Consider the following 22013-nt stretch of genomic DNA (forward strand, 5'->3'; position numbering starts at 1 on the left):
CGTACGCATCGTGGCCGAGCGCGAACCCCGTATCCCCGCGCCGTGGAAGCCGTTGCCCGAGGCCGACGCGGAGCTGCTGGCCCTGACCGGGCCCTGGTACTGGGGACCGGCGCCGTACGTGGTGCGCCTCGCCGCCGGCCGGGCCCTGGAACTGGCGCCTCTTGCGGATACGGGCCGCGCCTCCCGGTTCCGGGCCGAGGAGGACGGGACATGGACCGGGCTGGACGGCTACTACGCGGGCGAGACGCTGCGGGTGGTGCGGGCCGCGGACGGGTCGGTGACCCATCTCGACCTGGGCTCGTTCGTGTTCACACGCCGTCCGTACGACGCCGGGGCCCCGGTGCCGGGCGGAGTCGACCCGAACGGCTGGCGGCCTGCGTAGGCGACCCGCAGGACGGCGGCCCGTGCAACGACGGCCGCGGCGGGCAGGCCGACACAGATCGGCCTCGGTGGCGGGGCCATGAGGAGGCGAGCCGGCGCCCCGCGAGCCCGGCCTTCGCCTCGGCGACGGGGAGGGGCGGTATGGGCTCGGCGGGCACCCAGCGGAACTGGCTGGAGGTCCAGGCTCCGCGTCCGCCCCCGCCGGATCCGCCCGTCGGCGGCCAGACAGCGCAGCACGCGGGTGGCGGGGCTGCTCGGGCCGATGGCCGCCACCGCCGCGACCAGCGGTGAGAGCGTGCGGCCGATGGGGCCGACGGCCGTGACGAGGCGGCTGTCAGCCCGTCGCCGCCATCAGGGGCGCGAAGCGGCGTCGATGATCGCCGGGGAGGTCCCGGGCGCCGTGCACCATCACGGTGCCGGCCGTGACCGCGGTGACGCCCCGGCTCTCCAGCCAGTCCTCCAGCTCCGGGTGGCGCGCGTCCACGTCCAGCCGTACCTCGTCGTCGAAGCCGTCCGTACCGACCGCGAGGTCGGCGATCAGCCGGCGGGCTGCCGCCGTGTCCTCGGCGACGACGGGGCCGATGACCGTGGTCCGCCCGCTGCGCCAAGCGGCGGCGAAGCCGAGGAGACGGTCCCCCTCCTCGACGACCCGGACCTGCTCGGCGAACGCGGGCAGCCGGGTCAGCAGATGCGTCCGGTCCGCGCCGAACACCTCGGCGTCCAGGCGGAGTATCGCCGGGAGATCCGCCGCGGTCGCGGGCCGGGTGGTGACGGTGGTCCCCGGCTCCGCCCGGAAACGGCCCCTGCGCGTCGACGTGTTGCCGAGGGGAGTGAAGCCGAGCTGTTCGTACAGCGGGCGGCCGCTCTCGGGGGTGACGAGCCGGACCGGAGTGCCCTCTGCCTCCTCCAGAGCGTGGGTCATCAGCCGGTGGCCCACCTCGTGCGCCGCGTGCCGGCCGTCGACCAGCGGGGTGCCGGCGCACGCGGTCTCCGAGCCGTAGCGGGTGAGGACCAGACACCCGATCAGGCCGTCGCCGTCCGGGTCGTCGATGCCGTATCCGGTGCCCGCGGCCAGCAGCAGCTGCCAGGCGCGGCCCTCGCGCGGCCAGCCCGAGCCGGTGGACAACTCCAGGCAGCGGGGGACATCGGTACGGGACAGACGGCGGATCGGAGCGGTCGTCAGCAGCGTCATGGAGCCAGGCTGTCCGACGCGGCCTTCGTCCGTCGACCGGAATTGCCAACAGCGGGAGAACGTGCGGTGTCGCGTGCGCGCTGCCCGCGCCGGGTGAGGCCCCATGGCTTGAGGACCGAGATCGCGGTGGCGAAGAGGTACGCGGCCGTGGCGACCGACGGCGCGACCACCAGATCGGTCGCCGTCGCACCGACCGGCAGCCCCGCCGCGACAGCCGCCGCCGCGTCGTCGATATGCGAGCGCAGCGCGACGATCGAGGCGATGACCGCGGCGAGCGTGATCCAGAACTTGGTGAGCACCCAGCGGTGCCGGGCCAGACCCCAGGGCGTACCCAGTGCCAGAACCACTCCGCTGACCAGCGAGAGCAGGCTGACGGGGACGACCAGCCAGTCGCCGAAGATCTTCATGGACCGATAGGCGGCCTCGGCGGTGGCGGCGGAACCGGTGCCCACCGCCGTGATGCCCAGGACGAGGAGCCCGGTGGTCAGACCGAGCCAGCCGACGGATGCACAGACGTGGACGACGAGGGTGGCCCGACGGGCGGGACGGGAGAGCTGCATGCCTCCACGGTCGCGGCGGAGGGGGCCGGAGCGCGTCCCACGGCGGGAGTATCCCCCGCTACGCGCGGGCGAGTACGTCTACGCTCGCGGCATGGCGACACTTCACCTCTTCGACCTCGACGGCACCTTGATGTACGGATCCGCCGCCCCGGTCGAGATCTCCCGGCAGCTCGGTCTGGCCGAGGAGATCGTCGAGATCGAGCGGGCGTTCGCGCGTCGGGAGATCGAGCCGCCGGAGTTCGCCGCCCGGGTGCGCGACCTGTGGGCGGACCTCACCGAGGCCCATGTGACGGCCGCGTTCGAGGGGGCTCCGTGGCTGTCGGGCATCCGCGAGGTGTGGGCCGACGTCCGGGCGGGCGGCGACTACTGCGCGGTGATCTCCCTGTCGCCGGGCTTCTTCGTGGAACGGCTGCTGGGCTGGGGCGCCCACGCGACGTACGGCTCGCGCTTCCCGGCGGTGCCCTTCCGGGAGCCGGTCGACCCGGCGGGCATCCTCTCCGCGGCCGCCAAGGTGCGGATCGCCGATGAGCTGTGCGGGAAGTTCGGCGTGGGCCGGGCGGACTGTGTGGCGTACGGCGACTCGATGTCGGACGCGGAGCTGTTCGGGGCTCTCCCGGTGTCGGTCGCGGTGAACGCGGACCACCATGTGAGCGATCTGGCCTCTCATGCGTACACCGGTCGTGATCTTCGCGAGGCTTACGAACTGGTGAGTAACCGTCGGTAATTCATTACTTGTGAGTTGCCTGGTGAATTCCGTGGAATGTGGGCGAGATCACGGAAATCGGGGGGTTTCCGCATGTGATCAAGATCGGGACTTGTGGTTTCATCCGCGCCCGGTATGGTCGACTCCGGTTCAGCCGCGGTTCGCTGCAGGACGTCGAGAGGGGCATGACAGCCTAACGGGAACGCGGCCCCCGTTACCCGGACATCCGGCTATTTGTACCCGGAGGTCGCGGGGAGTGGCAGGCTGCGTGGCAGGGAAATGCGGCCCATGTCACGTCAAGCGGCTTTTACCCGCCGCGTGTTGGCTTGCTGGCACTGGTGTAAGTCGTCAAGAGTTCTGACCCAGAGCGAGTAATTGCGGGCATATTCCGACGTCGGATGTGCGAAGACCGACCGAAAGACGTTCGAGGCGAGGCAGACCATGGATGCTCCGACCACTACGTCAGCCGATAACGGCGGCTCTGGCGGCAGCGGTGGGGACTGGGGCTGGTTCACTCCGGGACCGAACAGGAAACGGACCGGCTCCGGGAGCGACCAGCAGGAGCAGGAACGGGACCAGGAACAGCCGGAGCGGATACCCAGCCGTCCGGTGAGCCAGATACGTCCGGTGGGCGGCCGCGGGCACGACCGGCGGCCGGCTCCGCCCACGGGGCCCTCCCGTACGGAGCCGGAGCCTGAGCCGCGGTCCGCACCCGCCCCCAGCGCCTTCGGCAGTGGCCAGGAGCACCAGCGGCCTGCCGAGCGGGGCCCCGGCGACGGCGGTCCGTACGCCGCGGGAACCAGGCCTGCCGCTCCTGCCGATCGTGGTGCGTACGGTCCGGGTGACGGGCCTGCTGAGAGCGGCGAAGCACCCGTGTCCTATTTCGCGCGCCGTCCCGGCAATGTCGGCATGGCCGCGGAGGGCACGGTCGGGAACCAGCAGCAGCCCCCCGGCGGTGGCGTCCCTGCGGCTGCCCGGCCACAGCACCAGCCTGCATCAGGCGGCCCCTCCCCCGCCGCCCCCTCCGCCAACGGCTCCCCTGCCGCCCCCACCAGGCCCGCAGCCGCCTCCGGTGGCCGCCCCGCCTCGCCGGACGCGATCCTCCTGCGCCGCACCATGGCCGAGATCGAGCCCATCGCCGACAAGGTCACCTCGTACTTCTACGCGATGCTCTTCGTCCAGCACCCCGAACTGCGGGAGCTCTTCCCCGCCTCCATGGACTCCCAGCGGGACCGCCTCTTCAAGGCGCTGCTCACCGCTGCCCAGCGCGTCGACGACTCCGTCAGCCTCACCGAGTACCTCTCCCACCTCGGCCGCGGACACCGGAAGTACGGCACCCGCCCCGAGCACTACCCCGCCGTCGGCGAGGCCCTGCTGACCGCGCTCTCCCGCTACGCCCCCGGCAGCTGGAGCGCCGAGACCGAAGCCGCCTGGGTGCGCGCGTACACCGCGATCTCCCAGATCATGATCGACGCGGCCGCCGAGAACGAGCGGCACGCACCTGCCTGGTGGAACGCCGAGGTCGTCGCCCACGACCTGCGCACCCCCGACATCGCCATCGTGACCGTGCGCCCCGACCAGCCCTATCCCTTCCGGGCCGGCCAGTACACGACGTTGGAGACTCCCTGGTGGCCGCGCGTCTGGCGGCACTACTCCTTCTCCTCGGCGCCCCGCTCCGACGGGCTGCTCTCCTTCCATGTCAAGGCGGTCCCGGCCGGCTGGGTGTCCAACGCCCTCGTGCACCGCGCCCGCCCCGGCGACACGATCCGCCTCGGCCCGCCCGGAGGCTCGATGACCGTCGACCACAACACCGACAACGGACTGCTCTGCCTCGGCGGCGGCACGGGCATCGCCCCCATCAAGGCGCTCGTCGAGGATGTCGCCGAGCACGGTCGTCAGCGCCCCGTCGAAGTCTTCTACGGCGCTCGCAGCGACCACGACCTGTACGACATCGACACCATGCGGCGGCTGGAGAAGTCGCACCCCTGGCTCTCGGTCCGCCCGGTCGTCTCCGACGGTCCGACCCACGGCCTCAGCGGCCCCCTCCCGGACGCCGTACGGCAGTACGGCCCGTGGAACGCCTACGACGCGTACCTCTCCGGTCCCCCCGGCATGATCCGCAGTGGTGTCGACACCCTGGTCAGGATCGGTATCCCGTCCCACCGGATACGGCACGACTCCCTCGAAGAACTGGTTGCGGCAGAGGACTGACGAAGGTGGACGCGGACGTGGACGTGGACGTGAGGCACGCCGGAGATGAGCAGGAGAGGGGAACCACGGTCCGTCCCGCCCGCCCGGGCAGCGACGGGGAACACGCGCTCCAGAGGCGGATGGGCACCACCGGCCGGGCCGACCGGTTCTACGACGAGCAGGTCCTCGACCGGCTCAACGACCGGATGCGCGAGTTCGTCGGCCGCCAGGAGATGTTCTTCCTGGCCACCGCCGACCGCCACGGTGAATGCGACAGCACCTTCCGGGCCGGTCCCCCCGGCTTCCTCCAGGTCCTGGACGAGAAGACGCTCATGTACCCCGAGTACCGGGGCAACGGCGTGCTGGCCAGCCTCGGCAACATCGAGGAGAACCCCCGGCTCGGCATCCTGATGATCGACTTCCTCCGGGACCGGATCGGGTTGCATGTCAACGGCATGGCGAGGCTCGTACCCGACGAGGAGGTACGCGCCGCCCACCCCGGGCTGCCGGTCGACCCGGTGCCCGGCCGACGGGCTCAGCTGTGGGTCGAGGTCACCGTCGAGGAGGCGTACATCCACTGCGCCAAACACATCCCCCATCTGCAGAAGGTCCCCGCGCAGCAGCGCGGCCGGGCCTGGGGCACCGATGATCACAAGCGCAAGGGCGGTGACTTCTTCGGCGCCGCCGCGGAGTCCGCGGGCCGGCCGCCGTACGACCGCCCGGCCCGCGAGGCGATACCGGCGTGGGCGGAGGAGGGCAGCGAGGGGTGGCGCCGTGAAGCCGAGCGCGCTCTCGCGGAGGCCCGCCGGCGCGACGCGGCAGCGAACACCCGCCAGGCGTTCAGCGGCTGGTTCCGCTAGGGCGTGTTTCGAAAGTAGTTCCGCAGGCCCGCGACGCTGCCCCCTCCTGCGCCCCACTGGTTCCCAGCGCGGCTGGGGACCGCTCGGGCCCGTAAGAACGGCGACCGTGGGCGGACGGTACCGGAGCGCGTGGCGCCGTGGCGGTTCTTGACCGAAGCGGACGCGGACGGGGTCCGTGACCGAAGCGGAGGGCCCGGCCTCCTACGGGAGCGGCCGCAGCCGCTCCCGTACGCGAGGGAGCGCACGGGGAGATGGCACCCGGCAGCGCTTCCGGGTTCAGCCGAGATCCGGAGCGTGCATCGCGCGTACGCCCTCGATGTTGCCGTCCAGATAGTGCCGCAGGGACAGCGGTACGACCTCCACCGAGGCGATCCCGACCCGGGTGAACGGGATACGGACGATCTCGTAGTCCCCGCACGGCTCCTCGACCTCGGGGCCGTGCCGCTGCGAGGTGTCCATCGACTCCAGCCGGCACACGAAGAAGTGCTGCACCTTCACCCCGGTCACCCCGCCGCCGCTGATGTGCTCGACGGTGTCGACGAAGACCGGGACGACATCGGTGACCTTCGCGCCCAGCTCCTCGTCCACCTCGCGGTGGAGGGCGTCGACAACCGTGGCGTCCTCCGGCTCGACCCCGCCGCCCGGAGTGATCCAGTACGGCGCGTGGCCCGGCTTGGTCCGCTTGATCAGGATCATCTCGTCGCCATCGAGCAGGATGGCACGGGCGGTTCGCTTGACCACGGGGCGATCGGTCATGGGAGAGATGTGGCCCGGGACAGGCCTTCCGAAACGTTCCGGAGGAGGTCCTTCCTCTCGCGTCACCAGTCGACGGCAGCGCGCAGCAGCCACTCGTGCGCCCGCGCAATGTGCGGTAGCGCCAGAGTTCCGGCGCGCACCACGAGGAAGTAGGTGCGCAGGGGTGGCACCGGCGGATCGAGGAGCGCGACGACCTCGCCGGTGTCCAGCGCGTCCTCGCACAGATAGCGGGGGAGCACAGCCAGCCCCGCTCCGGCGGCGACGCAGGTCAGCACCGCCCGTAGATCGGGAGCGACGACCGCGCCGGAGGCGGCGGGCTTGGCGTCGAACACCGAGGCCCAGTAGCGCGAGATCAGGGGCAGGCTCTCATGCACCTCGACCACCGGCAGCTGCTCCAGTGCGGTGGGGCCCCGCGCCTGGACACCGCCGGACGCACCGATCCGGGCAGCCCAGCGGGGTGCCGCGATCAGGACATGCTCTTCGTCACACAACGGGACCGCGGCGAGCAGGCCTCCACGTGGCCGGGCGGTGGTGATGGCCAGATCGTGATGTCCGGCGGCGAGACCGTCGAGCGTTTCCTCGGCGCTGCCGAAGGTGGCGCGCAGCGCCAGCCCCTGGGCGGTGAGCGGGGTGAGCGCGGGTAACGCGCGCAGGGTGGTGAACTCGGGGGGGCCCGCGAGATGGAGGGTACGGCTGCCCACGTCGTCGTCCAGACCCGCCTCGGCGATCTCCACCAGCGCGTCGAGATGCGGGGCGATCCTGTGCGCCAGTTCGTCGCCGATGGTCGTGGGCGTGACACCGCGCGCCTGGCGGAGGAACAGGGGGCGGCCGAGCTGGCGTTCGAGGGCGCGTATCTGGCTGGTGACGGCCGGCTGGGACAGACCGAGCAGCGCGGCGGCACGGGTGAAGGACCCGGCCCGGTGCACGGTCACGAACGTACGGAGCAAGGCCAGATCCATGACGCCCCTCCGCTTGTGACTCCGGACAGTCCGCCAACTATAAATATGTCGATAGGTCTGTGTCGCTACGGTGATTGGACACTGACGCAGAGTCAACTAGCCTTGACTCCGCGGTTCGTTGCTCATTGAACCGGGGCGGCTCGAGCCATGAGGGGGGAGGCTCGAGCCGTCCGTGCGACCGGATCGATCATCGCGGAGCGCGATCCTCCGCGCTCTCGTCCAGCGCCCGTTCCACATCCGCCACCAGGTCCTCCTGGTCCTCGATCCCCACCGAGAAGCGGATGAAGCCCTCCGGTACGTCGTCCCCGCCCCACCGTCCGCGCCGCTCCGCCGTGGACCGCACACCGCCGAAGCTCGTCGCGCCGTCCACCAGCCGCAGCGCGGCCAGAAAACGCTCCGCCCGCTTCCGGTCCGGCAGTGTGAAGGACACCACGCAGCCGAACCGTCCGCCGCGCATCTGTCGCGCGGCGACGGCGTGGGAGGGGTCGTCCGGCAGGCCCGGGTGGCGCAGACCGGTCACCTCGGGCCGGTGGCGCAGCGCCTCGGCGAGGGCCAGCGCGTTCGCCGCCTGCCGGTCCACCCTCAGCTGGAGAGTGGCGAGTGAACGGTGCGCGAGCCATGCCTCCATCGGACCGAGGATCGCCCCGGCCGTGCTGCGCCACCGCCGTACGCCCGCGGCCAGTTCGGGGTCGCGGCAGGTGACGTAGCCCAGGAGTACGTCGCCGTGCCCGGTCAGCGCCTTGGTGCCGCTGGCCACCGAGAAGTCCGCGCCGAGCTCCAGAGGCCGCTGGCCGAGCGGGGTCGCGAGGGTGTTGTCCACGGCGACGAGCGCCCCGGCCTCATGCGCCGCGTCGGCGAGGCGGCGGATGTCGCACACCTCCAGCCCCGGGTTGGACGGTGACTCGATCCACAGCAGCTTCGCGCCGTCGAGACGGTCGAGCTGTGCGTCCCCCGCGGTGGGCGCGGTGCGCACCTCGACGCCGTACGCCTCCAGCTGTTCGCGCACCAGGGGCAGCGCCTGGTAGCCGTCGTCCGGCAGCACCACCGCGTCACCGGAGTGCACCTGGGAGAGCAGTACGGCCGAGACCGCGCCCATCCCGGACGGGAAGCCGACCGTCCCGACCGCCTCGCCGGGGGCCTCCAGCTCTCCGATGGCCCGCTCCAGACCGCCCCAGGTGGGGTTGTCATATCGGCCGTAGGTGTACGGGCCGACGGGCTCGCCCGGCAGGTGGTAGTGGGCGGCGAACACCGGTCCCGGCATGCTCGGCTCGTGCGCCACGGGCTCCGGCAGCCCGGCCCGTACGACCCGGGTTCCGTCACCGGTCATCGGCGGCCTCCTCGAGGAACGCATAGCGGATACGTCCGCCCATCATCCGTTACCGCCGATCAGTCCTTGTCATCGGGCAGCACCATGTGGAGTGCCCAGGAGACGATCGAGACGATCAGTCCGCCCAGCACGGCGGTCCAGAAGCCATCCACATGGAAGGCGAGATCGAGGGAGCCCGCCAGCCAGGAGGTGAGCAGGAGCATCAACGCATTGATCACCAGGGTGATCAGGCCCAGCGTGAGAATGAACAGCGGAAACGACAACAGCTTGACCACGGGCTTGACGACGAAGTTCACCAGGCCGAAGAGCAGGGCGACCAGTATGAGCGTGAGCGCTTGGCGCCCCGTGTTGCCGCCGGTCAGCGTGATGCCCTGGAGCAGCCAGATGGCCACCGCCAGGGCACCCGCGTTGGCCAGTGTCTTGACTACGAAATTCTTCATGGTGGGATCGTCGCAGAGATGACCGGATCAGTAAGGGGTGGATCGTGAAGGCCTTCCGGCTGGACGAGCTCGAAGCGGAGCGGGCCGCCAATGACGGTGCGTACCTGCAGTTTCTCCGCGAACGGAATATGTCGGTCGGCCTGTACGCGCTGGACGCCGGCACGACCGACCCGCAGCAGCCCCACCGGCAGGACGAGGTCTACTTCGTGGTCAGCGGCCGGGCCTCGATCACCGTGGGCATGGAGACCACACAGGTCGCCCGGGGCAGCGTGGTCTATGTGCCCGCCGGGGTTCCGCACAAGTTCCATCACATCAGCGAGGACCTGAGGGTCATGGTCGTCTTCTCTCCGCCCGAGAGCTGATCCGGAAGGCCTGGTCCCGTAGGGGAACGGTCAGGGAAGGACAAGGGCCCTCAGGCGTCCGTCGGCCACCTCGCCCCGCCTAGCATCGAAGACATCCCGGAGGAACCGGGCCGGCGAGAGCGGAAGCAGGGACCACAGTGGCAGTCAAGGAGATCTTCACGGGCCTGCCGGGGTGGGTGAAATGGGTCGCGGTGCCTGCCGTCGTGCTCCTCGTCTTCGGCGGGCTGAGCGTGATCGTGACCGTGGTCGGTGTCTTCGTCGGCGTGCTGTTCAAGCTGCTGCTGTGCGTCGCGATCATCGCCGGACTGGCGTACGTGGTGCGGAAGTTCAGCTCTTCCTCCCCGTCCTCCCGCGGCGACTGGTGACCCGGAGAGCGGTCAGCCGTGGCCCGGTGGGCCCCTGAGGCCCTGTCTGACAAATCCCGCCCGGCCCTGGACGCTCCCCCGGACTCCGTCTGGGTGAAGGTCTTCCCGGCCGGAGGCTGGGGGAGTGCCCCCAGCCAAGCCCGCCTGCTGTGTTGTCGGAGCATCCAGTAGCCCACTACGAGCACGCTCTCCCCCAGCCTTCGGCCGGGGGTACCCCCACCGCCTTGCAGCCGCCCCCACCTGGAGGCACCTCCCAGCTCAGCGGTAGCTGGGGGGCCGTAGGCCCGGCCTTGCCGCGGACGACGCCATGTCTCGGACAGGACCTAGCCCAGCCGGGCGACAGGCTGAATGAAAGCCCCCTGCGCCGGATGCCCTCCCGTTACAGTGCCGACGGCCGACGCTGGGGGTGTCAGTGGCTACGGTGCACACGGACGGGGCTTCCCATCCAACGCTGATCGGATCCGTGCAGCGGGCGCTGCGGCTGCTCGAAGCGGTCGGCAACCACAGCGACGGAGCTCCGGCGAAGCAGCTCGCGCGCGAGGTCGGACTACCGCTCCCCACCGCGTACCACCTGTTGCGCACCCTGACCCATGAGGGTTATCTCCGTCGGGAACAAGGTGTCTTCGTCTACGGCGATGCCGCCGCGAGCCTCACGGCGAACAGCGACCGGCAGCGCCGGCGCGCCTCCCTCGCCGCATCCGTGGAAACCATGAGCCGGCACCTCGGTGTCCCCGTCTACTTCGCCGTCTACCGCGACGGTGAGATCGATGTCGTCGCCGTCTCCGACGGGCCGGCGCTCCCCGCGGTCGAGGAGTGGGCGGACTTCCGGGAGACCGCGCACGCGCACGCTCTCGGTCAGTGCCTTCTCGCGCAACTGGACGAGGAGGGCCGGCAGGACCACCTCTCCCGGCATCCGGTCCGGGCGATCACCCCGTACACCATCGGGGACCAGCGGGCCCTGCTGAGCCGGCTGGCCTCGACCGATCTCCGGCAGCCGGTCGTCGAACAGCAGGAATACGCCCTCGGCGCCGTCTGTGCCGCCTTCCCCGTCGCGGCCGGATCCTGCGCCGCCACGATGGCCATCTCTCTCCCCTCGCACCAGGCGTCACGGCTGCTCCCCGTGGCCGAGGAGCTCCGCGGGCGCCTCGGGAGGCTCCTCGACTCCTTCGCTTTCACTATCAGTATCTGAAAACTCACTCCTTGTGATCTTTCGGGGTGTGATGGACGATGGCCCCCATGCGCGACGCGATTCAGGCAGAGCTGATGATGAGTTTCCTCGTCTCCGAGGAGCTCTCGTTCCGTATTCCGGTGGAGCTGCGGTACGAGGTGGCGGATCCGTATGCTGTCCGGCTCACCTTCCACCTTCCCGGGGACGCCCCCGTGACCTGGGCGTTCGCAAGGGAGTTGCTGCTCGACGGGCTGACCGCGCCGACCGGCGACGGAGATGTGCACATCCGCCCGATCATGCCCGGCTTCACCGCCGACGTGCTGATCAGGCTGCACGTCGGCCCGGACCGGGCCGCCTTCCGCGCCGGCGCCTCTCCACTGATCGCGTTCCTCGACCGCACCGAGCGTCTGGTCCCGCGAGGCCGGGAGCAGTGGTTCGCGGACTTCGAGGGCACCCTGGAGGCCGCACTCGAGGACATCCTCACCACGGAGCAGAACGCCGGCTGAGCGGCCCGGTCCCGGCCGGGCTCCGCCGTCCGGGCCGTCGCGGGCCGCATGGGGCGCGGCGCGGCGGACCTGGCGGCTGGGTCGGTGCTTCAGCGCGTACGGCGGAGGCCGCGGTTTCAGTGCTGACGACGGCGCTCTGCGGGTCAGTGCTGACGACGGCGGCCTCGGTCTCAGTGTTTACGACGGCGGCCGCGACCGGTCCGCCCGGCCGCCGATGCCGGCCCCGCCGTCTCCGGCCCGGGCGCCGGACGGTCGGCCGAGACGACCAGCGCGGCCAGGACCGTGGTCACCGGCACCGACGCGACCAGCCCGATGCTGCCCACCAGGGTCCGTACGATCTCCTCCGCCACGATCTCGCTGTTCGCGACCGTCCCCACGCTGCTCTGCGCCACGGAGAACAGCAGCAGAAGGGGCAGGGCCGCGCCCGCGTAGGCGAGCACGAGGGTGTTGACCACCGACGCGATGTGGTCCCGGCCGATCCGCAGCGCCGCCCGGTACAGTTGACGTACGGACATCGTCGGATCCGCCTGCTTCAGCTCCCACACGGCCGATGTCTGAGTGACCGTCACATCGTCCAGCACCCCCAGCGAACCGATGACGACCCCCGCCAGCAGCAGACCGCTCAAATCGATGTCCGGGTACAGACCGTGGATCAGCCCCGTCTCATCCGAGGTGTTGCCCGTCAGAGCGGCCCAGTCGATGAACAGCGAGCCCAACACCCCGATCAGCAGCAGCGATATCAGCGTGCCGAGCACGGCCACGGACGTACGGGCGGTCAGCCCGTGGCACATATAGAGCGAGATCAGCATGATGGCGCTGCTGCCGACCACCGCGACCACCAGCGGATTCGAACCGTGAAGGATCGCCGGAAGAATGAAGAAGGACAGCACGGCGAAACTGACGGCCAAGGCGATCAGGGCGAAGAGCCCCCGCAGCCGTCCGACGGCGACCACCGCGAGCGCGAAGATGCCCGCCAGCAGCGCCATCGGGAATCCCCGGTCGACATCGGTCACCGAGTACTGCAGATTGCGCGGGGCGTCCGGCGCATACGCCACGACGACCCCCTGCCCGTCCTCCAACTGCCGGGGCGCGTCCGGCTGGACGATCTCGGTGAACGTCCGGCCCTCGTCCTTGCCGGAGGTGACCTCGACGGTCGCCTTCTTGCAGCTGCCGCCCTGGCCGGCCCCGGCTCGACCCGGCGCCGACTGGGACGAGCCGCCCGAGGAAGGCGGCTGCTGAGGCTGGACGTTGGCGCTCGCACAGCTGATCTTCTCGATCTTCACCACCCTCCCCGACTCGGTCTGCCGGTCGAAGCCGACACCACTGGGCTTGTGGCCCGGAACGCCGCCCGGCCAGAGCACCACCAGACCAACGGCGACCGCCGTGGCGAACGGGATCAGCACCGCCGCGATGACCTTGCGGAGGTGCTTGGAGACGGGTGCGGCGGGCCCGTGGCTGTGGGCGTGGACGTGGGCGTCGGGCGAAGGGGTCACCGACCGATCATCGCAAGAGCCGGCGCCGGATCTACCCCGGCTCGGCCGTTCGGCCGACCCGGCTCACCGCCCGAACCGCCTTTGCCCGGCTTTGCCCACCGGGGGCCACCCCCTTTCCACCGTCCCGAACGACCCGTTACGGTGGTGGCACTTTGCACACGCGGGAGCTCGGAGCACCGGGCTGAGAGGGCGCTACTGGACTGGACCGGGGAGACCCCCGGACCCCGAGCTGCGTCGACCGCCGAACCTGTTACCGGGTAATGCCGGCGTAGGGAGTAGGTCTCATGACCATCCAGGATGCACACACGCCTGCCTCGACTTCTTCGGACGAGGCGAAGACGATCGGATGGCACAAGGGCTATCTGAGCGGCTCGCGCCCCGACCTCCGGGTCCCGGTGCGGCAGGTGCACCTCACCAACGGCCGCGATGTCACGCTGTACGACACCTCCGGCCCGTACACCGACCCCACCGTCGACACGGACGTGCGCCGCGGCCTCGAGCCGCTCCGCGAGAACTGGATCATCGGCCGGGGTGACACCGAGACGTACGCGGGACGTCCGCTGCGCCCCGAGGACGACGGCCTCAAGCACACCGCTCCGCGCGGGGGCTTGAAGAACCTCGACGCCGTCTTCCCGGGACGGCCGCGGCAGCCCCGCCGAGGCCGGGACGGCGCGGCGGTCACCCAGCTCGCCTACGCCCGGCGCGGCGAGATCACCGCGGAGATGGAGTACGTGGCGCTCCGCGAAAACGTCTCGCCCGAGGTCGTCCGTGACGAGATCGCCGCGGGCCGCGCGGTGCTCCCCGCCAACGTCAACCACCCGGAGATCGAGCCGATGATCATCGGCAAGCGGTTCCTGGTGAAGGTCAACGCCAACATCGGCAATTCCGCGGTCACTTCCTCCATCGAGGAGGAGGTGGAGAAGATGACCTGGGCGACGCGCTGGGGTGCCGACACGGTCATGGACCTCTCCACCGGCCGTAACATCCACACGACGCGCGAGTGGGTGCTGCGCAACTCCCCCGTCCCCATCGGCACTGTCCCCCTCTACCAGGCCCTGGAGAAGGTCGACGGCAGAGCCGAGGAACTGACCTGGGACATCTACAAGGACACCGTCATCGAACAGGCCGAGCAGGGCGTCGACTACATGACCGTCCACGCCGGAGTCCTGCTGCGCTACGTTCCCCTCACCGCCCGCCGCAAGACGGGCATCGTCTCGCGCGGCGGCTCGATCATGGCCGCCTGGTGCCTTGCGCACCACAAGGAGAGCTTCCTCTACGAGAACTTCGAAGAGCTCTGCGACATCCTGGCGACCTACGACGTCACGTTCTCCCTCGGCGACGGCCTGCGCCCGGGCTCCATCGCGGACGCCAACGACGAGGCGCAGTTCGCGGAGCTCAGGACGCTCGGCGAGCTCAACACCGTGGCCAAGGCCCATGGCGTCCAGACGATGATCGAGGGGCCGGGCCATGTCCCGATGCACAAGATCAAGGAGAATGTCGACCTCCAGCAGGAGATCTGCGAAGAGGCGCCCTTCTACACCCTCGGCCCCCTGACCACGGATGTGGCACCGGCGTACGACCACATCACGTCCGGCATCGGCGCCGCGATGATCGCCTGGTGGGGCACGGCGATGCTCTGCTATGTCACACCCAAGGAGCATCTGGGCCTGCCGGACCGCGACGATGTGAAGACCGGTGTCATCACGTACAAGATCGCGGCCCACGCGGCGGATCTCGCCAAGGGCCACCCGGGTGCACAGGAGTGGGACGACGCCCTCTCCGACGCCCGCTTCGAGTTCCGCTGGGAGGACCAGTTCAACCTGGCCCTCGACCCGGACACGGCGCGCGCCTTCCACGACGAGACCCTCCCGGCGGAGCCGGCGAAGACGGCCCACTTCTGCTCCATGTGCGGCCCCAAGTTCTGCTCGATGAAGATCTCCCAGGACATCCGGCGTGAGCACGGCGGAGACCCGGAGCTGGACGCCGACGCCGGAATGCGCCAGAAGTCCGAGGAGTTCGCCGCGAGCGGCAACCGGGTCTACCTCCCGATCGCGGATTGATACGAGGATGAGCGGGGCCCGAAGCCGCACCTTCGCCACGCGACTTCGGGCCTGCTCCCCGCTGCGAGGCGGCGAACTCCTCGTCCCGGCGGAGGTTGCGTTCTTCCAGCCGGACGATCGCCTCGACCACGTCCTTCGGCATCGCGTAGGCGGTGCTACTGCCGGTCGCGGCCGGTTGTACCTCTGACTGCTACGCCGGTCGCGGGCGCGTCGCGCCAGATGGAGACGGCGGCGGCCCACATGGTGTACCGGTTTCCGTTGCTCGAGCGAGTACGAGCCCTCCCGCTGGACGGCCATGACCACATGGGTCACCCACCGCTTGAAGGGTTCCGCTTCCGGTTCGGTGCAATTGTTTGACGGGCCGGATGGGGCCTGGGAGGTTGACGAGCTCGTATCTCGTCGCCACTCCCGGCCTGCGGGAAGCGCTCAATAGGTGTGACATGGGCTGTTCAGCTGCCCGGCGCGTACACCGGACCTGCGAGCCCTGTGCCCTGCAGCCCGTCCTGCGCCGAGGTCTGTTCAGGAGCTTTTGTCGCCCAGTGCCGTGAGGGCCTCCTTGGCGACCTTGAGCGCGCCGTCGCGCATGTCCGCCGCCGGCGCGCCTTTCCGGGTTTCGAAGTCGCTGCCGTTGTACGTCACCGTGACCACCGCGTTCGCCTGACGTACGACCACCACCGCTCCACGGGTCTCCTGCCCGTCCTCCTCGGTGGTCTCCGTGTCCGCGGACGCCTCGTCGCCCAGGCCGGACACGGCCGTTCCGCGCTTGCGCGCGGTGTAGAACGCGTGAGCTGCCTCCGTCTCGCCGGCCTCGGGGGAGACCTCGAATGACACATCGAGCCAGCGGTACTCGTAGCCCTGCAGCGCGTTCCACGAACAGCCCGTACGGCGGTCGGTGTCGCTGACCTCGAGCTCCGTTCCCGCTGTTCTGGCGCCCGGTACGAGCTCCTCGACCGTCCCCGTGCCGACCGCCGTGCACGGCGTGGGCGGCTTGGCGTACGTCGGGGCGGTCGCCGCCTTCACCGACGGGCGGGAGGCAGCGGAGGTGGGGGTGTTGGCCTCGGGCTCGGACCCGGCCGTCAGACCCCAGCCCGCGGTGGCGAGCACGGCGACGGGCAGCAGGCGGGCGACCAGGACGAGAGGCAGAGACAGCACAGCGGTGTTCTCTTCGGTCGTGGAGGGGCGACGGAAGACGAGACTGTCATATGAATCTGGCCACGAACAGTCGTGTTGGTGACCGCATCGCGCCTTCTTTGGGTCGAACAGCGCCCATATGGAGCTCCCTCGCAGGTCACGAAGCTTTTGAGGGCGTCCGTTCCGTGACGGATGACGCTCCAACGCCGTCTGTGCGAAGGAGCATCCGGGTCTCCTCCGACGCATCCGGCAACCATCGGCCTGCGGCGCGACGTGCCGGATCGCCCCTACTGGTCGGGCTGGTGCTCCGGGCCGCCATAGTCGGGGCTCGTGTAGCCCGGGCTCTTGAAGCTCGGGCGGGTGGCCGCGCTCTCCTCCGCGCCGCTCTCCGTCGCCGGGCTGCTGAAGCCCGGGCGGGAGTAGCCCAGATGCGGCGTACGGGACGGCAGTGCGGGGTCCCCGCCGTAGGCGCCCTCCGCGTTCCGGGGGACCGCCGGGTCGGTCAGAGCTTCCTGGAGGAAGGGGAGCATGCCGCGCTCCAGCAGCGCCTGCCGCCAATCTTCCCTGGCCTCGGCAACCGCCGTGGACCGCTCGTCCTCCACCGGGGCCCGCACGGAACTCGAGCCGTTGCGCAGCGCAGTGATCAGCAGTCCGGCCATGGCCACGACGATGCCTGCCGCGGTCAGGGCCACGAAGGCCCAGCCGGCGTTGATCAGCGGGTCGGCCACCGCCCGGTCCCCGCTGACCGCGTGCAGCAGATAGCCGATGAACAGGAAGATCACGGCGGCGGTGCCCGCCAGGACCGGCGCCAGGACGGAGACGACGGCCACCAGCCCCGCGCCGGAGGCGTCGGCGGCCTCTCCCATGGCGGTGGCCAGGCCGACCGAGGCGCCTCCCCGTTGCTCGTCGTCCCCGGGCTCGGGCCGGGTGCCGGTCACCGGCTCGCGTAGCTCGTCCCGGAGCTTGACGTAGTGCTGGTACTCGGCGGCCGCGCACGCGGAGATCGCGGCCGCGGCAGCGAGCGCCATCGTGCGCAGCTGCTCGGTGTTGAGCCGTCGGCCGTTGGCGGCCGGATTCTGACGCTCACTCGCCGTGCGCAGCGCGTCACCGAGGATCCGCTCGAATTCCGGGCGGTCCTCGGGAAGCAGATGCGGAGCGCTGTTCATGTGCATCCCCCGATGCTCCGTAGGCCGGCGTGCCGGCTCTCACCGGGCAGTTGGGCGGAAACGGAGGAGAGCCTGCTACGGATAAGCCGATGGTAGAGCGCTTCCGGCACGTGGTGACAGGGTGTTTCCGGAAAATGGCCGTTCCCTGAGCGCAGCGGATGCCCCCATGCCGTCCCGGATACCGGTCAATCAGCCAGGGGGAGTTGGACGACCAGAAGCTTTCCGGCCATGGTGACGCCACCGTCCATCGCGATCGCCAGTCCGTCGGCGTAGATGTGCGGCGAGTCCACGGCGGGTGCTCCGCCGTCTTCCCCGTCCTCCGAACCCACCTCGCCGAGCAGATACGGGATCGGGCTGTGGCCGTGGACGATGCGCTGCCCGCCGTACGCCGCGAGCAGTTCGTGCACCGCCTGCGGCCCGGACTCGTCGCGGAAGGCGAAGCGCTTGGTGAACTTGCGGAAGAGCTCCCAGCATTCGTCGGCGTCGCTGCGCTGGAGGATCTCGGTGACGGTGTCGTTGACGGCCTCGATCGAGTCGCCGTACTCGAGGTAGGCGGTGGTGTCGGAGTGCACCAGCAGATGCCCGTCCTCCTCCACGACCGCGTCGAGCCGGGACATCCACTGCAGGTGGTGGTCCTCCATCCGCTCCATGTCGGTGCGCTGGCCGCCGTTGAGCAGCCAGGCCGCCTGGAAGGAGGCCGTGCCGGCGCCGGAGGTGACGGGTGTGTCCCCGAACCGTTTGGCGCCGATGAGCAGCAGTTCGTGGTTGCCCATCAGGGCCTTGCAGTAGCCGCCGGCGGCCGCGGCCTCGGCGGAGAGCCGCATGACCAGGTCGATGACGCCGATGCCGTCCGGGCCGCGATCGGTGAAGTCGCCGAGGAACCAGAGCCGGGCGTTGCCCGCGGCCCAGCGGTCCTCGTCGTCGATCAGCCCCTGGGCGGCGAGGGCTTCGCGCAGCTCGTCGAGGTAGCCGTGGACATCGCCGACGACGAAGAGCGGTCCGGGACCTTCCGCCGAGGCTGCCGCGCCCTCGGTATCGAGCACCGTGTCCACCACGGTGTCGGTCGGGGTGACCGGGGTGAGGGCCATCGTCGCCCGGTCCGTGACGCCGTCACGGTGGATCACCGGCAGGTCGTGCCGGGTCGGTGTGTACTCCGGTGGCATGTCCGCAGGTACGGGGGCGTGCGCGCGTACCGGGGCATACGGGGGTACGGACTGCCCGCCCTGCGCGGGCGCGGGCGGCATTCCCGCCGCGGCCCGTACCGCGGGTCCCTGACCGGCCCCCTGAGTCATCGACCCCTCCACCATCGCGCCGCCGTGCACCGGTCGGACCTGCCTGGTCGGCGGCGGTCCGCGGTGTCGTGCGCCCATCATAGGAATGCTGCTCGCGGGTTGTGACGCACCAGGGGGCCGGGAATCGCGGTCGCGGCGTCGATCGCAGCGTATTTATCCCGAAATCACCTGGTACATCCTGCACGGGGAGCGTCTGGAGGAGCCCGGCGGCCGCGGTCGGGTCTGCGCGTCGCCCCCCGTGCGTCTGCTTCGGTGCGCCGGCCTGTCAGGTCCGCGGGGCCGGACGCGGTGCGCTGACCGTGGTGCGCGGTGGCCGGCGCTGCGAGGAAGTCCGCACGATGAGCTCGGTCGGTATGACCTGCTCCACCGGATGCTCGCCGTCCAGGCCCTCGATGGCGTCGATGAGCAGTTGGACGACGGCGGTGCCGATCCTGCGGGGTTTGAGGGAGAGCGTGGTGACGGGCGGGTCGGTTGCGGCGTACACGGTGGACTCACTGCAGCAGACGAGCAGCAGATCATCGGGTACGCGCAGACCGTAGCGGTGGGCCGCGGCGAGCAGGTCCGTGCCGTTGGGGTCGAACAGCCCGTAGACGGCGTCCGGCCGGTCGGGCCGGGCGAGCAGCCGGTCCGCGGCGACGGCGCCCGCACAGGGGTCATGAGCGGGGTACTCCTCGTAGACCGGGTCCTGTCCCACGCGCTCGCACCAGGAGAGATACGCGGTCGTGGACAGCCGGGTGTACGTGTCCGTGGTGGTGCCGGTGAGCAGGCCGATGCGCCGGGCTCCGGCGTCGGCGAGATGGTCGAGGAGGCCGAGGACGGCTGCCTCGTGGTCGTTGTCGACCCAGGCGGTGACGGGGAGCGAGCCGGTGGGCCGTCCGTCCGAGACGACGGGGAGACCCTGCCGGACCAGCTCGCTGACCATCGGGTCCTGGTCCGAGGGGTCGATGACGACGGTGCCGTCGAGAGCGACGTTGGACCACACGTCGTGGCGGGATGTTGCGGGGAGGATGACGAGCGCGTAGCCGCGTGCGAGGGCGGCGGAAGTGGCGGCGCGGGCCATCTCGGCGAAGTAGGCGAACTCGGTGAAGGTGAAAGGTTCATCCCCGTACGTGGTCACGGTCAGACCGATGAGGCCGGACCGTCCGGTACGGAGGGTGCGGGCGGCGGCGGAGGGGCGATAGCCCAGCCGGTCGGCCACCTCGCGGACGTGGCGGCGGGTGGCGTCCGGGAGCCGTCCCTTGCCGTTGAGTGCGTCGGAGACAGTCGTGATCGAGACACCGGCGGCGGCGGCCACGTCCCGGATACCCGCCCGTCCCAGCCGGCGGCCGGTCGACCGGCTCACCTGGTGCTTCCCTGCTGCTGTCATGGCGAGCCGATAGTAGGGCTCGGGTGGTACGTTCGCGGGAGTCCGCCGACGGCCTGTCGCAGGCACGTTTCTGCATGAGCGACTGCGGTCAACTGACTGGGAAGTGAAGGCAGTTGTCGTGAGCAGCGGACATCCGGCCGGGAGTGCGGGGTCCTCGCCTGCCGATTCATCTGTGTCCCGAAGAGCTCTCAAGTCACCCTCACGGGGGACGCGCGCCAGGGGGTGAGCCACCGGCGCGCGCCACGATACGAAGCGCTCCCCCAGAGCGCCGCCGCACCGCGGCTGCCGTGCCTGGGGGCGGGACGTCCGGCAGGGGGACCGTGAAGCCCAGCCCTCATAGGGTGTGGAGTATTGCTGCTGCTGAGCACAACGGTCGAGGAGGACCCGCGGTGACTGAGAAGATCCCGAAGCTGCGCGAGGCGCTGGACGGCATCCCGACCTACAAGCCCGGTCGGCCGGCCGCGGCGGGCGGCCCGGTGGCGTACAAGCTGTCCTCCAACGAGAACCCCTACCCGCCCCTGCCGGGTGTGATGGAGAGCGCGCTCGCGGCGGCAGGATCCTTCAACCGCTATCCGGATCTGGCGTGCACCGCGCTCATGAACGAGCTGGCGGAGCGCTTCGACGTCCCGGTCGGGCATCTGGCGACGGGCACCGGTTCGGTGGGCATCGCCCAGATGCTCGTCCAGTCGACCTCCGGACCCGGGGACGAAGTGATCTACGGCTGGCGGTCCTTCGAGGCGTACCCCATCGTGACCCGGATCAGCGGCGCGACTCCCGTGGAGGTGCCGCTGACCCCTGGTGATGTGCACGACCTGGAGGCAATGGCGGACGCGATCACCGACCGGACCCGGCTGATCTTCGTCTGCAATCCCAACAACCCGACCGGCACGACCGTGCGCCGAGCCGAGCTGGAGCGCTTCCTCGACCGGGTACCGTCCGATGTGCTGGTCGTCCTGGACGAGGCATACAAGGAGTTCATCCGCGACCCCGAGGTGCCGGACGGACTCGAGCTCTACCGGCGGCGGCCGAACCTCTGCGTGCTGCGCACCTTCTCCAAGGCGTACGGCCTGGCGGGGCTGCGGGTCGGGTTCGCGGTGGCCCATGAGCCGGTGGCGGCAGCCCTCCGCAAGACGGCGGTGCCGTTCGGCGTGAGCCAGCTGGCGCAGGACGCGGCCATCGCCTCCCTGCGCTGCGAGGACGAGCTGCTGGGGCGGGTGGGCTCACTGGTGTGTGAGCGCAAGCGGGTGGCGGAGACCCTGGCCGAGCAGGGCTGGACGATTCCCGAGTCGCAGGCGAACTTCGTCTGGCTGCGGTTGGGGGAGCAGACGGCCGGGTTCGCCTCGGTGTGCGAGAACGCCGGCGTAGTGGTCCGGCCGTTCCCGGGGGAGGGCGTGCGGGTCACGATCGGCGAGACCGAGGCGAACGATCTCTTCCTGCGGGCTGCCGAGTTGTTCCGCAAGGAGATGTAGGACCGGGCCGGGCGGCGGGGGCCGGTTGCGCCGCCCGCCGCATGACCGGACCGTGGACGGCTGGCGCTCGATGGTGTCCGAGCGCTGCGCGGCGGACGGACCGGACCAGGCACTCCCGTAGGCCCAGCTGCCGGAGGCGGCTCTGCCTGGGCAGAGCTCGGTGTGCCTCCGGGACCCCCCGCCCGAAGATCCCGAAAGCCTGTGCGGCATAATTGCTTGTGAATGTGAACGCGTTCACAAGCGCGTCCCGATCGCCCCGGAATGGGG

21 protein-coding genes are annotated in these 22013 nt (G+C 70.5%); 10 read left to right on the forward strand and 11 right to left on the reverse strand.

Features of this window, described 5'->3' with window-relative positions:
• Window positions 1-382: DUF7586 domain-containing protein (locus ACTWQE_RS08085; RefSeq protein ID WP_443328135.1), on the forward strand; the 382-nt coding region annotated here is incomplete at its 5' end.
• A 333-nt stretch (window positions 383-715) separates the two neighbouring features.
• On the opposite strand, the gene ACTWQE_RS08090 is transcribed toward ACTWQE_RS08085, so the two are convergent.
• Window positions 716-1573, reverse strand: a complete 858-nt coding sequence (locus tag ACTWQE_RS08090) for a GNAT family N-acetyltransferase (RefSeq protein ID WP_443328136.1) — start codon at window positions 1571-1573, stop codon at window positions 716-718.
• The gene (locus ACTWQE_RS08095) at window positions 1570-2133 is read right to left on the reverse strand and encodes a DUF2269 domain-containing protein (RefSeq protein ID WP_443328137.1); all 564 of its coding nucleotides are present in this window, start codon (window positions 2131-2133) and stop codon (window positions 1570-1572) included. Before ACTWQE_RS08095 ends, ACTWQE_RS08090 begins: the two co-directional genes overlap by 4 nt.
• A 91-nt stretch (window positions 2134-2224) precedes the next feature.
• Between ACTWQE_RS08095 and ACTWQE_RS08100 the strand changes: the two genes are divergently transcribed.
• The 3 genes from ACTWQE_RS08100 (at window position 2225) to ACTWQE_RS08110 (ending at window position 5886) form a co-directional block, all read left to right on the forward strand.
• Window positions 2225-2857 carry an HAD family hydrolase gene (locus tag ACTWQE_RS08100; protein ID WP_443328138.1) on the forward strand — a complete coding sequence of 211 codons (633 nt, stop codon included), beginning with the start codon at window positions 2225-2227 and terminating at the stop codon, window positions 2855-2857.
• Between the two features lie 420 nt (window positions 2858-3277).
• On the forward strand, window positions 3278-5047 hold the full coding sequence (locus tag ACTWQE_RS08105) for a globin domain-containing protein (protein WP_443328139.1): 1770 nt from the start codon (window positions 3278-3280) through the stop codon (window positions 5045-5047).
• A gap of 119 nt (window positions 5048-5166) precedes the next feature.
• Window positions 5167-5886 carry a pyridoxamine 5'-phosphate oxidase family protein gene (locus ACTWQE_RS08110; protein ID WP_443328213.1) on the forward strand — a complete coding sequence of 240 codons (720 nt, stop codon included), beginning with the start codon at window positions 5167-5169 and terminating at the stop codon, window positions 5884-5886.
• 276 nt (window positions 5887-6162) lie between these two features.
• Here ACTWQE_RS08110 and ACTWQE_RS08115 read toward each other — a convergent pair whose 3' ends face one another.
• The 4 genes from ACTWQE_RS08115 to ACTWQE_RS08130 all read right to left on the reverse strand — a co-directional run bounded on the left by ACTWQE_RS08115 (window position 6163) and on the right by ACTWQE_RS08130 (window position 9368).
• Window positions 6163-6642: an NUDIX domain-containing protein gene (locus ACTWQE_RS08115; protein ID WP_443328140.1), complete on the reverse strand. Its 480-nt coding sequence runs from the start codon at window positions 6640-6642 to the stop codon at window positions 6163-6165.
• Window positions 6643-6704: 62 nt separating this feature from the next.
• On the reverse strand, window positions 6705-7601 hold the full coding sequence (locus ACTWQE_RS08120) for a LysR family transcriptional regulator (protein WP_443328141.1): 897 nt from the start codon (window positions 7599-7601) through the stop codon (window positions 6705-6707).
• Window positions 7602-7788: 187 nt separating this feature from the next.
• On the reverse strand, window positions 7789-8952 hold the full coding sequence (locus ACTWQE_RS08125) for a cystathionine gamma-lyase (protein ID WP_443328142.1): 1164 nt from the start codon (window positions 8950-8952) through the stop codon (window positions 7789-7791).
• Window positions 8953-8987: 35 nt separating this feature from the next.
• Window positions 8988-9368: a phage holin family protein gene (locus ACTWQE_RS08130; protein ID WP_443328143.1), complete on the reverse strand. Its 381-nt coding sequence runs from the start codon at window positions 9366-9368 to the stop codon at window positions 8988-8990.
• Between the two features lie 44 nt (window positions 9369-9412).
• Here ACTWQE_RS08130 and ACTWQE_RS08135 point away from each other — a divergent pair, with 44 nt between their 5' ends.
• The 4 genes from ACTWQE_RS08135 (at window position 9413) to ACTWQE_RS08150 (ending at window position 11769) form a co-directional block, all read left to right on the forward strand.
• Window positions 9413-9730 carry a cupin domain-containing protein gene (locus tag ACTWQE_RS08135; protein WP_443328144.1) on the forward strand — a complete coding sequence of 106 codons (318 nt, stop codon included), beginning with the start codon at window positions 9413-9415 and terminating at the stop codon, window positions 9728-9730.
• Between the two features lie 137 nt (window positions 9731-9867).
• The gene (locus tag ACTWQE_RS08140; RefSeq protein WP_443328145.1) at window positions 9868-10095 is read left to right on the forward strand and encodes a DUF5326 family protein; all 228 of its coding nucleotides are present in this window, start codon (window positions 9868-9870) and stop codon (window positions 10093-10095) included.
• A gap of 412 nt (window positions 10096-10507) precedes the next feature.
• Window positions 10508-11284, forward strand: coding sequence for an IclR family transcriptional regulator (locus ACTWQE_RS08145; RefSeq protein ID WP_443328146.1), 777 nt, complete (start codon window positions 10508-10510; stop codon window positions 11282-11284).
• 47 nt (window positions 11285-11331) lie between these two features.
• On the forward strand, window positions 11332-11769 hold the full coding sequence (locus tag ACTWQE_RS08150) for an SsgA family sporulation/cell division regulator (protein WP_443328147.1): 438 nt from the start codon (window positions 11332-11334) through the stop codon (window positions 11767-11769).
• 170 nt (window positions 11770-11939) lie between these two features.
• Here ACTWQE_RS08150 and ACTWQE_RS08155 read toward each other — a convergent pair whose 3' ends face one another.
• Window positions 11940-13262 (reverse strand): YibE/F family protein, encoded by a 1323-nt coding sequence (locus ACTWQE_RS08155; RefSeq protein WP_443328148.1) that lies wholly within the window; start codon window positions 13260-13262, stop codon window positions 11940-11942.
• A gap of 284 nt (window positions 13263-13546) precedes the next feature.
• On the opposite strand from ACTWQE_RS08155, the gene thiC reads away from it, so the two are divergent.
• A complete protein-coding gene (gene thiC, locus ACTWQE_RS08160) occupies window positions 13547-15322 on the forward strand; it encodes a phosphomethylpyrimidine synthase ThiC (RefSeq protein ID WP_443328149.1) in 1776 nt (591 codons plus the stop codon).
• Window positions 15323-15841: 519 nt separating this feature from the next.
• Here thiC and ACTWQE_RS08165 read toward each other — a convergent pair.
• The 4 genes from ACTWQE_RS08165 to ACTWQE_RS08180 form a co-directional block, all read right to left on the reverse strand.
• A complete protein-coding gene (locus ACTWQE_RS08165) occupies window positions 15842-16474 on the reverse strand; it encodes a hypothetical protein (RefSeq protein WP_443328150.1) in 633 nt (210 codons plus the stop codon).
• A gap of 266 nt (window positions 16475-16740) precedes the next feature.
• Window positions 16741-17625, reverse strand: a complete 885-nt coding sequence (locus ACTWQE_RS08170; protein ID WP_443328151.1) for a hypothetical protein — start codon at window positions 17623-17625, stop codon at window positions 16741-16743.
• A gap of 179 nt (window positions 17626-17804) precedes the next feature.
• Window positions 17805-18911: a metallophosphoesterase gene (locus ACTWQE_RS08175; RefSeq protein WP_443328152.1), complete on the reverse strand. Its 1107-nt coding sequence runs from the start codon at window positions 18909-18911 to the stop codon at window positions 17805-17807.
• 265 nt (window positions 18912-19176) lie between these two features.
• Window positions 19177-20277, reverse strand: coding sequence for a LacI family DNA-binding transcriptional regulator (locus tag ACTWQE_RS08180; protein ID WP_443328153.1), 1101 nt, complete (start codon window positions 20275-20277; stop codon window positions 19177-19179).
• Window positions 20278-20666: 389 nt separating this feature from the next.
• Here ACTWQE_RS08180 and hisC point away from each other — a divergent pair, with 389 nt between their 5' ends.
• Window positions 20667-21746, forward strand: coding sequence for a histidinol-phosphate transaminase (gene hisC, locus ACTWQE_RS08185; RefSeq protein ID WP_443328154.1), 1080 nt, complete (start codon window positions 20667-20669; stop codon window positions 21744-21746).
• Window positions 21747-22013 lie beyond the last annotated feature (267 nt).

Source organism: Streptomyces sp. 8N706 (genome assembly GCF_052245415.1).
Taxonomy (GTDB): domain Bacteria; phylum Actinomycetota; class Actinomycetes; order Streptomycetales; family Streptomycetaceae; genus Streptomyces.